We start from the raw sequence: 13,043 nt of genomic DNA, 5'->3' as shown, positions 1-13,043 counted from the left end.
TCAAACGATGGTGCTTGATCGCTGCCCATGTCCTTAACGCGCGAGAAAATTCTGAACGGCTGGATCGAGGCGCTGGTGGCGCGCTCGGGGGAGGGTAACGCCCTGGGCGACGCCGAGCGCCGGCGATCGATCGAGGCCACGCTCAGGGACTGCGACCCCGGTCGGGATCTCTGGCTCTTCGGCTACGGATCGCTGATCTGGAACCCCTGCATCGAATTCGCCGAACGGCGTCCCGTCCGCGTCCGCGGCTGGCATCGCAACTTCTGCCTCTGGACGCACGGCGGGCGCGGCACTCAGGAGCGGCCTGGCTTGGTTCTTGGTCTAGAGCAGGGCGGTTCCTGCCGTGGGCTCGCCTTTCGCATCGAGGCAGCGAAACTCGAGGTCGAGCTTGATATTGTCTGGCGGCGCGAGATGGTGACGGCTGCCTATCGTCCGACCTGGGTGGCCCTCTCCGATGGCGTCAATCGGTTTCGGGGCATAACCTTTACGATCAATCGGGCGCATGAGCGCTACACGGGCAAGATCGACGAGGCGCGGGTAATCGAGACCCTGGCACTGGCCGAGGGCGACATCGGGTCCAGCCGAGACTATCTTTTTTCAACGGTCGACCATCTACGCGTCCTTGGCATGGACGATAGCAGACTGGGCCGTCTGGCCGATGCGGTGCGTGACTATCGCCGCGCTCTTCTCGCCGAGGGGCGCCCCGGCAAAGGCGATGAAGAAGCTGCCGCTGCGCTTGTCGCGGCGTCGGCGGGGTCCTAAGAGGCGAAGCAAGATCGCAGGAGTGAGCCCCACGAGCGGGCGGAACAGGCAACCGACGTCGGTCAGGACGGGATAATGGAAGGACGCCATGCGGCGAACTCAGGCGAGGCGGCCATGCCCGGCTTGACGTCGGCAGATGGACCGGCGCCGGCCCTCGAGGACCGGCGTGTCTGCAAGGCCTCATCAAGCGCCCCGGTTCTGGCGATCGAGAATGTGAGCTTCGCCTACTCGCGTGAGCGGCTGGCCCTTGATCGGGCGAGCTTCACGGTTCCGCCCGGTCGCTTTACCGCCCTTCTGGGGCCGAATGGAGCCGGCAAGACGACGCTCATGTCGCTTGTGACCCGCTTGTTTACCGCACGGTCCGGGCGAATTCTCGTATCGGGTCGGGACCTTTCAAAAGACCCTCGTGCGGCACTGGCTGCCATGGGGGTCGTCTTTCAGCGGCCGACGGTCGATCCGGACCTCACGGTCGAGCAAAATCTGTTCTATGCAGCCCGACTCTACGGGTTGCGTCCGGCGGCAGCGCGGGCGCGTGTCAGTTGGGCGCTCAGCCGCCTGAACGTGACGGATCGATCGCGAAGCCCTGTACGTTCGCTTTCAGGCGGCCTCAGGCGGCGTGTCGAGCTGGCACGCGCCCTGGTCCACGATCCTGTCCTTCTAATTTTGGACGAGCCCACGGTCGGGCTCGATATCGACAGCCGGCGGGATATCGTTCTCCATGTGCATGACCTTTGTGCGCGGGAGAATCTGGCGGTCCTATGGACAACCCATCTGATTGACGAGATTCTGCCAATGGATCGGGTCGTCGTGATCGATCGTGGTAATGTCAAAGCGGAGGGCGATGTCGAGACAGTCGTGGCCAATGCCGGGGCTGCAGATCTCGCTGATGCCTATCGCCGGCTCACGGGCAAATCCGAGCCGACTAGCTTGCTTAGGGCGAAGGTCTGAGACCTATCCGGCAGGGCGGCTTTTGAGGAGATGGATGTGGGTGAGATCAGCTTGGCGGGGCGACAGCCGAAGCACACGGAGGCTCGCGCGCCGGAGGCGCCCGCGGTCGCGCGCGGAAATCCCTGGCTGATCTGCTTTAAGGGCATCCTTATTCGAGAAGCTCTCCGCTTTTTGTTGCAGCGCGGCCGTTTCTTCTCGGCTCTGGTTCGCCCGCTGGTTTGGCTCTTCATCTTCGCCGCCGGGTTTCGCTCCGTCCTCGGCGTCTCGATCCAGCCACCTTATGCCACCTATGTCCTCTACGAGGTGTATATCGCCCCAGGCCTGGCCGGCATGATTCTCCTCTTCGCCGGCATGCAGGGCTCGCTCTCCATGGTCTATGACCGCGAAGTGGGCTCGATGCGCGTCCTTTTGGTCAGCCCTCTGCCGCGGTGGTTCCTTCTTCTCTCCAAGCTCCTGGCGACTACGCTTGTCGCCTGCATCCAGGTCTATGTTTTCCTGGCCATCGCCTGGTTCTGGGACATCAAGGGGCCCGCACTCGGTTATTTCACAATTTTTCCAGCTTTAGTGCTCGCCGGCTTGATGCTGGGCTCGCTCGGCCTTTTTCTTTCCTCGATGGTCAAGCAACTTGAGAACTTTGCCGGCGTCATGAATTTCGTGATCTTTCCGATGTTCTTCGCATCATCGGCTCTCTACCCGCTCTGGCGCGTGCGTGAAGCCAGCTATCTTCTCTTTCAAGTCTGCACCTTCAACCCCTTTACACCGGCTGTCGAACTCATCCGTTTTGCTTTTTATGCCAAGCTGGATCCTAGCTCGACCCTTCTCACGCTTGGCTGGACCGCCTTGTTCCTCGGCTTGGCACTTTGGGGTTATAATCCCGCTAAAGGTTTCGTCGCTGCGACCGGCAAAGGCGAGTAGTGAAGGGACGGGCGAACCTTGCTCCCTATCGTCTTCCATCCCGACTACTCGATCCCCCTGCCTGCCGGGCACCGCTTTCCCATGCCCAAATTCGTTCGCCTTTTCGAACGGTTGCAAGAGCTAAATCTGGCCAGGCGCGAAACGCTTTTCACGCCCGAACCCGCGCCACGGGCATGGCTCGAGACGGTTCATGATCCCGCCTATGTCACTGCCATCCTCGAGCAGCGCTTATCGAGGCAGGCGGAACGAATTCTAGGCCTTCCTCTTTCGCCCATGCTCGCCCGTCGCAGCCAGGCGGCTGTGGCCGGTACGCTGCTGGCGGCACGTCTGGCTCTCGATCATCGGATTGCCTGCAATACGGCAGGCGGCAGTCATCATGCCTACCGGGATTTCGGTAGCGGCTATTGCGTCTTCAACGACGTGGCAGTCGCCGCCACGATGCTTTTGGACGAAGGTAGCGTGCGCCGCGTGCTCGTGATCGACCTCGACGTGCATCAGGGTGACGGCACGGCAGCCATTCTGGCGAGCGACCCCCGCGCCTGGACATTCTCCATTCATTGCCGCCAGAATTTTCCGGTCCACAAGCAGCAGAGCGATCTCGACGTCAGCCTGGATAAGGGCGCAGACGACGACTGCTATATGGCGACGCTCGAGGCCGTGCTGCCGGCGCTGCTGGCGCGGCTGCGCCCGGATCTTGCCTTCTACGTGGCGGGTGTCGATCCGCATGTCGAGGATCGACTGGGACGCCTGGCGCTGAGCGACGCGGGCCTGCGTCGTCGCGATCGTTTTGTCATCGAGAGCTGCCTGCGACAGGGCATCCCGCTGGCAGGCACGCTAGGTGGAGGCTACGCCACCGACATGCGGAGCCTGGCGGCTCGGCACGCCATCCTTTTCGAGGAAGCCGCAATGGCGGTGCGATAACTGGCCGTTCACGCAGCCTGACCATATAGCGCTCGACCATGACTGTCGTTGAACGTTCTGCCTTCATCGTGTTCCTGGCCTGCAAGATGAGGTAGCTATAGGTCGACCGATGGCAGTTCGCGCCGTCATCGCGCGAGAGCGGCAATCACGATAGCTGGAACGCGAGGATGATGCTCAAGATCCACGTCCGCAGCCACTGGCGGATCTTCGCGGCTCTCGGCTTTGGCATCGTCGTCTGGCTATTGACGTCACCGATGACGCATCCGTTTAGGATCGTGCTAGCATCGGACGCTTTCTTTGTCCTTTATCTGGCCTCCATTGCGGTGAGTGTCGGGCACAAGACGCCAGCATCAATGCGCAAGGTGGCCAAGCAGCAGGACGAGGGCGTTGCCGCTATTTTCCTGATCGTCCTGGCCGTCATCGCGTCCAGCGTCACGTCCATTTTTCTGATTCTGAATGGTGGGGGCGAACCGGCAGCACTCAACATCGTGCTCGCTATCGTCAGTGTCGTTCTCGGCTGGTTCACGTTTCACATCATCATGACGTCGCATTACGCTCACCGCTTCTATAATGGCGGGCGGGATATGGCAGGTATCTGGCAGGACGCGGGCGGGCTCGATATTCCCGGCGCCAAGGAGCCCGACTTCGCCGATTTTCTCTATCACTCGTTAGTCATCGGCATGACAGCCCAGGTTGCCGATATCGACACGACGACCAGCAAGATGCGCCGTCTGGTTCTCGCACATTCGGTCGTGGCTTTCTTTTACAATACATTGATCATTGCATTGGCGATCAATGTCGTGGCGGGTCAGGCGCACTGAACGACGCCACGCCCAAATTCATGCCTTGACCGTCTCTGAATTGAGTTTCGCTGCCGTTGCCAGCCCCGGTTATGGCGATCGATTGTCCGTTCAGCGGTCATCTTCGCAAGCATTTTTTATGAGACGAGTGTGTAGCGCCTGTCGGTCGGTAGAAATTTCAGAATAGAAACATAAACCGTCTGTAATAAATTCTCTCATTTCATAACCGATTAATAGAATTTCGCGTTAAGTGTCATGATGTGGAATGCTCAAGGGGCCGCACTAGAGGGCGCTTCTGAGTAAGGATGCCTAGCTTCCTTTCTTCCCATATTTTAACCCTGCTTTGGAATAAGCGATGGCAACTATGTAGAACTTCCCTCCCAGCGAAAATTCTGGCTTGCAACGGACGACGTATGATGGTTTCAATTTTACAAATCATTTATATGGATATTTAGGCAAATTTTCGCTCTCGGACCGTTCATGACGGGATCTGATCGGCACGTCGCAGACCCTTTATTAGGATGGATGCCTCATGATTGTGGTGAAGCGGCTCGCACGACGCATTGCCCCGCGATCAATGCTCGACAGCTGGAGTGGATGGGACGAGCAGCGCAGTTTCGATCGCCACGTCGCGGCCTGGGAAATGGCCAAATCCACCGCTCGGCGGTTCGCCACGAAATGGCCGCCGCGCCGCGTATTGCTTGTACCGGCTGATCCGCGAACCCTGGTAGGCTCGCGCGGCGAGGAGGCGATGATCGCTGTCTTTGCACAGACGGTCCTGGCCGCCATGCCTGATGCTATTATCACGGTCCTGACGCAAACGGAGGAAGCGTCGCTTGCCGCCGAGGCTCGCGGCTATGTACCATTGCGCCTATGGGGCCGCCCCGACTTCGTGCCCGCGATCACGGAGATGCTGGCTCAGCAGCGGCCCGATGCTGTTATGGTCCTGGGCGCCGACGTCCTGGATGGGCATTATGGCGCCCGCGGAGCTGCCAAGATGCTCATCGTCGCCGATCTGGCTGCGCGTTGCGGCATCCCTTCGACGGTCCTGGGATTCAGCTTCAACAATGCGCCAAGTCCGGCCTTGAAACCGATCTTCGACAACCTCCATGATGATGTCGTGATAAACCTCCGCGACCCGATTTCTCTCGAGCGTTTCAGGGCGTTCACTCGCGCCAAGCCGACGCTCGTTGCTGACACCGCATTTCTCATGCCGCCCGAGCCGAGCCCTGCACACGACAATGACGTGCGTTTCGTCGAAGAACGCCGGGCTGCGGGGCAAGCTGTGGTCGCCGTCAACCTGCATCCGACTTTGTTTAAAGGTCGGCCTGCGACCGACCTCACCGATTTCGTGGAGCGGATGGCCGAGGCCATGGCGATGGTCTCGGCCTCCCGACCCGTGACCTGGATACTCTTGCCTCACGACTTCCGAGAGAACGAAGGTGACGGTATCGTTCTCAACGCCGTCGGCGACGTGTTGCGCCAGAAATACCCCAATACCGAATTTCATGCCGTTCAGGGCGTGCATTCGGCCCCGGCAATCAAGGCGTTCGGCCACCATCTCGATGGCGTCGTCGCCGGGCGGATGCATCTGACCATCGGCTGCCTGGGCGGCGGCGTGCCGGTTATGGCGCTCATCTACCAGGACAAGTTCGAAGGGCTATACCGCCATTTCGACTTGCCCTCCTGGTTGCTGCTGGACCCGCATGCGGCCACTTTGGAATTCGCGCAGGCCATACAGCGCTTCGTCGACGAACTGCCTGCCTTGCGGGCCCAGATTTTGAGGATGCTCCCGCAAGTGATCGCCGACGCTCATGCCAACTACGCTGGGCTCGCAGAGCCGCAGCTGGATCAAGAGGGCATCGGGGCGCCGGTGGCCGCTTGACGCACGCCAGCATGGTATGGCGCGGTTATCCTCGATGCCACGCCGGCGACGGGAAGCGCATGCGTGCGGAAAACGTGCGTTGACGTCTATGTGGGACAGAGCCAGATAATATGCGACGGCCGGCATCGGGACGGCCTTGGAAGGACGAAGGCGGGATTGGGCGCGGCCCGATCATCGGGGCAGGTGATGACACACCTCAAATTCGATCGTCTCGGATGGACGTGGCTGCCGGTGGCCTTGCTGGCAGTATTTTTTTCCGCTGGCGCGGCGATGGCGGAAGCTCCCAGGTCGCTGTCTCGGCCGCCGCCCAAGCCGTCCAGGCTCTATCTCCAGGCTGATCCGGGTCTGTTCGGAGCCGAAGCCGCCAACAGGGATGCTGTACCCGATGCTGAAACGTCGACTGACGTCGCATCGGGGGAGGATCAACAGTCGACCGACGCACCGAGCGCCCTTTCTACCCGGATCGTGGTAGCCGACCGCAAGGACGATCCTGATTGGGCGCTCAAGTCACCTTATGAGTACAATTCGTCGCGTGTGACGAATCTCATGGACAATGTCGGACTCGACGAATTTCGCATCGAGATGAAGACCCGATTCTAGACTCTGATCTCCCGTTCCGGGCCAGTGGAGCGGCGCTGCCGGGTTCCTATTGTGGTGCCGGCGGAGGGACTCGAACCCCCGACCGCCTGTTTACAAAACAGATGCTCTACCAACTGAGCTACACCGGCACGAGGCGTGCTTTTACCGGGCGCACGCGGTAGCTTCAAGAGCGCCCCGGGTGGCGAAGCGTATAGAGAGCGATGCCGGCGGCTACCGAGACGTTCAAGCTTTCCATGCGCGGATCGATCGTGAGCTTCACCATCAGATCGCAATGCTCGCCGGTCAGGCGTCGGAGGCCTCTCCCTTCGGAGCCAACGACAAGCACCGTGCGCGGATAGCGCGGTGCGGCCTCGATCGCCAGATCCGCAGCGCCGTCCAGTCCCAAAGACCAGAAGCCTTCCTCCCGCAGCGTCAGCAGGCTCTGGGCGAGGTTGGCCACGCCGACCACCGGGACGATGTCGAGGCCGCCGCTTGCCGCTTTGGCGCAGAGAGGGCCGAGAAGCGCGGAGCCACGCTCGGGAATAATGACGGCATCAGCGCCCATCGCGGTGGCACTTCTGAGAATCGCACCGACATTGCGTGGATCTTCCACCTGATCCAACGCCAAGAGAACCGCTGGCGCTGGCTGGGCACTGATGACGTCGGTGAGCGCGCGCTGGGCCAGCGGCCCGACCTCGAGGACGAGGCCCTGATGCACCGAGTCCTGACCCACAAGTCGTTCGAGTTGCCGGGGCGATGCTTCCTCGATGTCGACGCCTCGTCGCGCCGCGGCATCGCCCAAGCGTTGCAGAGCGTTGCGGCTGGCGATCAGCCGATAGACAGGACGGGCGGGGTTCAAGAGCGCCGCCTGCACGGCATGCAGCCCATAGAACCTCATTCGATCGTGGGCGGGCATGCATTTTCTCCAGCAAGGAAGGGCGGATCGATGGTGCACCGGCATCAAAGCCAGTCGCGAGCGCTTTGCCGGGCTCGGCAAAGGTTGACAAGGGCCAGGGAGGACGATACTTCGCGCCCGGTTCGCAGCCCATCGGGGCCGGCGGAGGGGTGGCCGAGTGGTTAAAGGCAGCAGACTGTAAATCTGCCGGCGAACGTCTACGTAGGTTCGAATCCTACCCCCTCCACCATTCTCGATTTCAGGCAGCGGTGATAGGCTTCGGGTGTCGCGGGTGTAGCTCAATGGTAGAGCAACAGCCTTCCAAGCTGATGACGAGGGTTCGATTCCCTTCACCCGCTCCAGGCCACGCGGTCTGTCTGAATTTACCGTCTCAATCGCCCTCGAGCGCCAGTAAGGATATGTCAGTCGATGTCGAAGGAGAAGTTTTCGCGGACGAAGCCGCACGCGAATATTGGGACGATTGGCCATGTTGACCATGGCAAGACGACGTTGACGGCGGCGATCACGAAGGTGCTGGCTGAGACGGGCGGCGCGACGTTCCAGGCGTACGATTCGATTGACAAGGCTCCTGAGGAGAAGGCCCGGGGCATTACGATCAACACGGCGCATGTGGAATACGAGACGCAGGATCGTCACTATGCGCACGTGGACTGCCCAGGCCATGCGGACTACGTGAAGAACATGATCACGGGTGCAGCGCAGATGGATGGCGCGATCCTGGTTGTGTCGGCGGCTGACGGTCCGATGCCGCAGACGCGGGAGCACATTTTGCTGGCTCGGCAGGTTGGTGTTCCTGCGCTGGTGGTGTTCTTGAACAAGGTCGACATGGTCGACGACCCGGAGCTTTTGGAGCTGGTGGAGCTCGAGGTTCGCGAGCTGCTCTCGAAGTATGAGTTTCCAGGGGACGACATCCCGATCATCAAGGGCTCGGCGCTGGCGGCGCTTGAGGGCAAGGACGACGCGGTGGGCAAGGATCGCATCCTTGAGCTGATGACGGCGGTGGACACGTATATTCCGCAGCCGGAGCGGGCGGTGGACCAGCCGTTCCTGATGCCGATTGAGGATGTGTTCTCGATCTCGGGCCGTGGCACGGTTGTGACGGGTCGTGTTGAGCGTGGCATCATCAAGGTGGGCGACGAAGTCGAGATCGTCGGTATCCGGGCGACGCAGAAGACGACGTGCACGGGTGTGGAGATGTTCCGCAAGCTTCTGGACCGTGGCGAGGCTGGCGACAATGTCGGCATCCTGCTGCGCGGCACGAAGCGAGATGACGTTGAGCGCGGTCAGGTTCTCTGCAAGCCGGGCTCGATCACGCCGCACACGAAGTTCATGGCCGAGACGTATATCCTGAACAAGGAAGAGGGTGGTCGTCACACGCCGTTCTTCTCGAACTATCGTCCGCAGTTCTATTTCCGGACGACGGACGTGACGGGCTCGATCAAGCTACCCGAGGGCACCGAGATGGTGATGCCTGGGGACAATATCACGATGGAAGTCGAACTGATCGCACCGATTGCGATGGAGCAGGGCCTGCGGTTTGCCATCCGCGAGGGTGGCCGTACCGTCGGTGCCGGCGTCGTCGCATCCGTCATCGCTTGAGATAGCGCCCGCTTCTGCGTCTGTCGGAAGCGGATGGCACGAAAAGGAGCCGAGCCGGCTCCTTTTTGCGTCTCCAGTTCTTGCGTATCGGTAAGTGGTGACTTAAGAACGCCCGTCCGAAAGGGTAATCGTTCGGACGAATCCTGTCGCGACTGCGTTTCTTCGACTCGATCCGATGATCGCGTCCTAGGAGTGTAGCTCAATTGGTAGAGCACCGGTCTCCAAAACCGGGGGTTGGGGGTTCGATCCCCTCCACTCCTGCCAACGCAGCCGCCGTCCCGACCGTCCCTGATCGCAGGGCGTTGTTCTTTCTTTGGTAGCCAGGATTTATGTTCAAGACGTCACCGCTGCAGTTCTTTCGTGAAGTCCGCCAGGAACTCGGCCGGGTGACTTGGCCGACACGCAAGGAACTGACGTTCACGACCATCAGCGTGATCGCCATGTCAGCGGTGGCAGGCCTGTTTTTCTTTGCAGTCGATGAGATCATCGCCATAGCCGTACGCACGGTCCTTGGCGTTGGCATCTGACGGAGCCCAAGTTTCATGGCGATGCGCTGGTATATCATCCACGTCTATTCGGGCTTCGAGAAGAAGGTCAAAGAGAGCCTTGAGGAGCAGGCTGAGCAGAAGGGCCTGGCTCATCAGTTCGAGCAGATCATGGTGCCGGTCGAGGAAGTGACCGAGATCCGTCGCGGCAAGAAGGTTGCGGCGGAGCGGAAATTCTTCCCGGGCTATGTACTGGTGAAGATGGAGTTGAACGACGAGACTTGGTCGCTGGTGCGCAATACCGGCAAGGTGACTGGATTTCTGGGGCCGGGCGGCAAGCCTTCACCCATTCCGGATGCTGAGGCCGACCGTATCATCAATCAGGTTAAAGAAGGGGTCGAGCATCCCAAACCCTCGATTTCCTATTTGGTCGGCGAGCAGGTCCGGGTCTCCGATGGCCCATTCGCCTCGTTCAACGGTACGGTCGAGGAAGTCGACGACACGAAGAACAGGCTCAAGGTCCTGGTCTCGATCTTCGGCCGTGCGACGCCGGTCGATCTGGAATATTCGCAGGTCGAGAAGCTTTAACCTTTTCGTTATCGTCCTGGTCAGTGACGGCTCGGGCGGTGAGAATGGATGGCGGTCATCCGTCATCAGCCACGCGGGAGCGCCTGAAGGCGCGCATGCACCGCGAATCAGGAGTGGCCCATGGCCAAGAAAGTCCTCGGCTATATCAAGCTGCAGGTCCCAGCAGGTAAAGCCAATCCCAGCCCGCCGATCGGTCCGGCGCTGGGTCAGCGCGGCCTTAACATCATGGAGTTCTGCAAGGCGTTCAACGCCCAGACCCAGGGTCTCGAGGTCGGCATGCCGATTCCGGTTATCATCACCGCTTATGCGGACCGGACCTTCACCTTCATCACCAAGACACCGCCCGTTACTTATTTTCTGAAGAAGGCCGCCAATCTCAAGAGTGGCAGCCAGACGCCGGGCAAGGGCGCCATGGTGGGCAAGGTCACGATGGAGCAGATCCGTGAGATCGCCCTGGCGAAGATGACCGATCTCAATGCCAACGACGTCGATGCGGCGGCCAAGATGATCGCCGGCTCCGCCCGGTCGATGGGCATGGAAGTGGTGGGCTGAGGACGATGGCAAAGCAAGGCAAAAGGCTGAAGGCCGCTCTCTCGGCAATCGATCGGGACAAGTTCTACGACTTGGATGAGGCGGTGGCCTCCATCAAAGGTGCGTCCAAGGCCAAGTTCGACGAGACCATCGAAGTGGCACTCTCGTTGGGTGTCGATCCGCGACATGCAGACCAGATGGTGCGTGGCACCGTTAATCTGCCACACGGTACCGGCAAGACCCTTAAGGTGGCTGTCTTCGCTCGTGGCGATAAAGCCGAGGAAGCGAAGGCAGCCGGCGCTGATATTGTTGGCGCGGAGGACCTCGCCGAGACGATTCAGGGCGGGACGATCGACTTCGATCGTTGCATCGCCACGCCTGACATGATGGCTCTGGTGGGCCGTCTCGGCAGGGTGTTGGGCCCGCGTGGCTTGATGCCCAATCCCAAGCTCGGCACTGTGACCCCGAACGTCAGGGAGGCCGTCGAGGCGGCCAAGGGCGGTCAGGTCCAATTTCGTGTCGAGAAGGCGGGCATCGTCCATGCTGGTGTCGGCAAGGCTAGCTTTGGTCCGGCCGAGCTTGCCGCCAATGTCAGAGCTTTCGTTGATGCCGTGAACCGGGCAAAGCCTGCGGGCGCCAAGGGCACATATCTCAAGCGCGCGCATCTGAGCTCGACCATGGGCCCAGGCGTGAAGCTCGAGATTGCTTCACTGGTGGCCTGACCGGCAGGAGATACTTCTCCCGACTGAGCCAACTCGGCGGGAGAAAAATAGAGCCGGATGCCTTTTTTCGCGAATTAGACCTTGCATGACGGAGACGGATCGCTATGGTCCAGCTCTCGTTTTGGAACCGTCAAGTTCCGATGCAGGGTCCGCCTCAAATTGCCAGTGGCATGAGGCGGTTTTTTCGTGTCTGCGCATCTGGAATATCGATGGCGGGTCGGCGCTCCAGTCAGCGGCGCTTGGCAACCTTAGAGCCGCGGCTGACCGACCAGGGTTTCGGAGACCATCGTGCTTAGAGCCGAAAAAGCTCAATTCATCGACGACTTGCAGAGCGTGTTCGGTACGGCGGGCGTCGTCGTAGTCGCGCACTACAAGGGCCTGAGTGTGCCTGAGATCACCGAGCTGCGCGGCAATGTCCGTAAGGCCGGCGGGGCATTCAAGGTAACGAAGAACAGGCTGACCAAGCGAGCGCTGGAAGGCACGCCCTTCGAGAGCATCGCCGATCTTTTTGTCGGGCCAACGGCGATTGCCTATTCCAGTGACCCCGTCGCTGCGACCAAGGCCGTCGTCGACTATGCCAAGAAGAACGACAAGCTGAAGATCGTTGGCGGCGGTTTGGGCGCCAATGTGCTCGACGCGTCGGCGGTTCAGGCGCTTGCTTCGTTGCCGTCGCTCGACGAGCTGCGTGCCAAGATTATAGCCGTGCTCCAGACGCCGGCATCGCGTCTGGTCGGGGTTCTTCAGGCTCCTGCTGGTCAGGTGGCACGAGTTCTGGCCGCCAAGGCCGAAAAAGGTGAGGGCTGAGGCCGAAAGCCAGCCCTTGTTTAGCTAACTCCCGCCTTGATGGCGGCATAGAAGTTTCTTGTGGAGTGTGGGTGCGATGGCAAATCTCGAACAATTGGTCGAAGACCTCTCGAAGCTGACCGTCCTCGAGGCGGCTGAGCTCTCGAAGCTTCTAGAGGAGAAGTGGGGCGTGTCGGCTGCTGCGCCTGTGGCGGTGGCCGCCGTTGGTGGTGCCGCTGGTGGCGCCGCTGCTGCCCCGGCTGAAGAACAGACCGAGTTTGACGTCATTCTGGCGAGCGCGGGTGCTCAGAAGATTAACGTCATCAAGGAGGTCCGGGCGATTACCGGTTTGGGCTTGAAGGAAGCCAAGGACCTGGTCGAAGCCGCGCCGAAGGCTGTCAAAGAGGCGGTCAACAAGGAAGACGCTGCCAAGATCAAGGCGCAGCTCGAAGCCGCTGGCGCGACCGTCGAGGTTAAATAAGATCGCGGAGCCTGATGGCTCCCTCCCCAATCGGCTCGGCTTATCCGGGCAGGAGGGGGTTGAAAGGAGCTGTCTCTACCTATCTATCAGGTAGGACGACCGCGTGGTCGCGATCACGCGGTCAAATC

15 protein-coding genes and 4 tRNA genes are annotated in these 13,043 nt (G+C 60.6%); 17 read left to right on the top strand and 2 right to left on the bottom strand.

Translation table 11 applies throughout. From position 1 onward, the window contains the following. Positions 1-27: 27 nt before the first annotated feature. The 7 genes from CFB17_RS06100 to CFB17_RS06070 all read left to right on the top strand — a co-directional run bounded on the left by CFB17_RS06100 (position 28) and on the right by CFB17_RS06070 (position 6,831). Entirely contained in the window at positions 28-762 is a 735-nt protein-coding gene (locus CFB17_RS06100) for a gamma-glutamylcyclotransferase (protein WP_088560505.1), read from the top strand. A gap of 75 nt (positions 763-837) precedes the next feature. After that, positions 838-1,710: an ATP-binding cassette domain-containing protein gene (locus CFB17_RS06095; RefSeq protein ID WP_243389759.1), complete on the top strand. Its 873-nt coding sequence runs from the start codon at positions 838-840 to the stop codon at positions 1,708-1,710. Between the two features lie 45 nt (positions 1,711-1,755). After that, positions 1,756-2,625 carry an ABC transporter permease gene (locus tag CFB17_RS06090; RefSeq protein WP_407642387.1) on the top strand — a complete coding sequence of 290 codons (870 nt, stop codon included), beginning with the start codon at positions 1,756-1,758 and terminating at the stop codon, positions 2,623-2,625. Positions 2,626-2,643: 18 nt separating this feature from the next. Continuing rightward, entirely contained in the window at positions 2,644-3,546 is a 903-nt protein-coding gene (locus CFB17_RS06085) for a histone deacetylase family protein (protein WP_243389758.1), read from the top strand. 167 nt (positions 3,547-3,713) lie between these two features. After that, positions 3,714-4,367 carry a DUF1345 domain-containing protein gene (locus tag CFB17_RS06080; RefSeq protein WP_088560503.1) on the top strand — a complete coding sequence of 218 codons (654 nt, stop codon included), beginning with the start codon at positions 3,714-3,716 and terminating at the stop codon, positions 4,365-4,367. Between the two features lie 511 nt (positions 4,368-4,878). Beyond that, complete coding sequence (locus tag CFB17_RS06075) at positions 4,879-6,231, top strand: polysaccharide pyruvyl transferase family protein (protein WP_088560502.1); 1,353 nt, start codon at positions 4,879-4,881, stop codon at positions 6,229-6,231. Between the two features lie 156 nt (positions 6,232-6,387). Continuing rightward, positions 6,388-6,831, top strand: a complete 444-nt coding sequence (locus CFB17_RS06070) for a hypothetical protein (protein ID WP_133063853.1) — start codon at positions 6,388-6,390, stop codon at positions 6,829-6,831. A 52-nt stretch (positions 6,832-6,883) separates the two neighbouring features. Here the strand turns inward: CFB17_RS06070 and CFB17_RS06065 are convergent. Together CFB17_RS06065 and rlmB are read right to left on the bottom strand one after the other, a co-directional pair. Next, a tRNA-Thr gene (locus tag CFB17_RS06065) sits at positions 6,884-6,959 on the bottom strand. A 35-nt stretch (positions 6,960-6,994) separates the two neighbouring features. After that, positions 6,995-7,726 (bottom strand): 23S rRNA (guanosine(2251)-2'-O)-methyltransferase RlmB, encoded by a 732-nt coding sequence (rlmB, locus tag CFB17_RS06060; protein WP_165769449.1) that lies wholly within the window; start codon positions 7,724-7,726, stop codon positions 6,995-6,997. Positions 7,727-7,869: 143 nt separating this feature from the next. Between rlmB and CFB17_RS06055 the strand changes: the two genes are divergently transcribed. The 10 genes from CFB17_RS06055 to rplL all read left to right on the top strand — a co-directional run bounded on the left by CFB17_RS06055 (position 7,870) and on the right by rplL (position 12,915). Then, a tRNA-Tyr gene (locus CFB17_RS06055) sits at positions 7,870-7,955 on the top strand. Between the two features lie 38 nt (positions 7,956-7,993). Then, a tRNA-Gly gene (locus CFB17_RS06050) sits at positions 7,994-8,067 on the top strand. Between the two features lie 67 nt (positions 8,068-8,134). Beyond that, on the top strand, positions 8,135-9,325 hold the full coding sequence (gene tuf / locus CFB17_RS06045) for an elongation factor Tu (protein WP_088560488.1): 1,191 nt from the start codon (positions 8,135-8,137) through the stop codon (positions 9,323-9,325). Positions 9,326-9,513: 188 nt separating this feature from the next. Beyond that, a tRNA-Trp gene (locus tag CFB17_RS06040) sits at positions 9,514-9,589 on the top strand. Between the two features lie 65 nt (positions 9,590-9,654). Beyond that, a complete protein-coding gene (secE, locus tag CFB17_RS06035) occupies positions 9,655-9,852 on the top strand; it encodes a preprotein translocase subunit SecE (RefSeq protein ID WP_088560499.1) in 198 nt (65 codons plus the stop codon). 15 nt (positions 9,853-9,867) lie between these two features. Then, the gene (gene nusG / locus CFB17_RS06030) at positions 9,868-10,398 is read left to right on the top strand and encodes a transcription termination/antitermination protein NusG (protein ID WP_088560498.1); all 531 of its coding nucleotides are present in this window, start codon (positions 9,868-9,870) and stop codon (positions 10,396-10,398) included. A 120-nt stretch (positions 10,399-10,518) separates the two neighbouring features. Further along, positions 10,519-10,950 (top strand): 50S ribosomal protein L11, encoded by a 432-nt coding sequence (gene rplK, locus CFB17_RS06025; protein ID WP_088560497.1) that lies wholly within the window; start codon positions 10,519-10,521, stop codon positions 10,948-10,950. A gap of 5 nt (positions 10,951-10,955) precedes the next feature. Then, entirely contained in the window at positions 10,956-11,651 is a 696-nt protein-coding gene (gene rplA / locus CFB17_RS06020; protein ID WP_088560496.1) for a 50S ribosomal protein L1, read from the top strand. Between the two features lie 288 nt (positions 11,652-11,939). Next, positions 11,940-12,455, top strand: coding sequence for a 50S ribosomal protein L10 (rplJ, locus tag CFB17_RS06015; RefSeq protein ID WP_088560495.1), 516 nt, complete (start codon positions 11,940-11,942; stop codon positions 12,453-12,455). 76 nt (positions 12,456-12,531) lie between these two features. Further along, positions 12,532-12,915 carry a 50S ribosomal protein L7/L12 gene (gene rplL, locus CFB17_RS06010; protein ID WP_088560494.1) on the top strand — a complete coding sequence of 128 codons (384 nt, stop codon included), beginning with the start codon at positions 12,532-12,534 and terminating at the stop codon, positions 12,913-12,915. Positions 12,916-13,043 lie beyond the last annotated feature (128 nt).

The sequence above is a fragment of the Arboricoccus pini genome (assembly GCF_900187945.1).
Classification (GTDB): domain Bacteria; phylum Pseudomonadota; class Alphaproteobacteria; order Geminicoccales; family Geminicoccaceae; genus Arboricoccus; species Arboricoccus pini.
The sequence above is the reverse complement of the archived record's forward strand: the minus strand, read 5'-3'. Positions and strand labels throughout refer to the sequence as shown.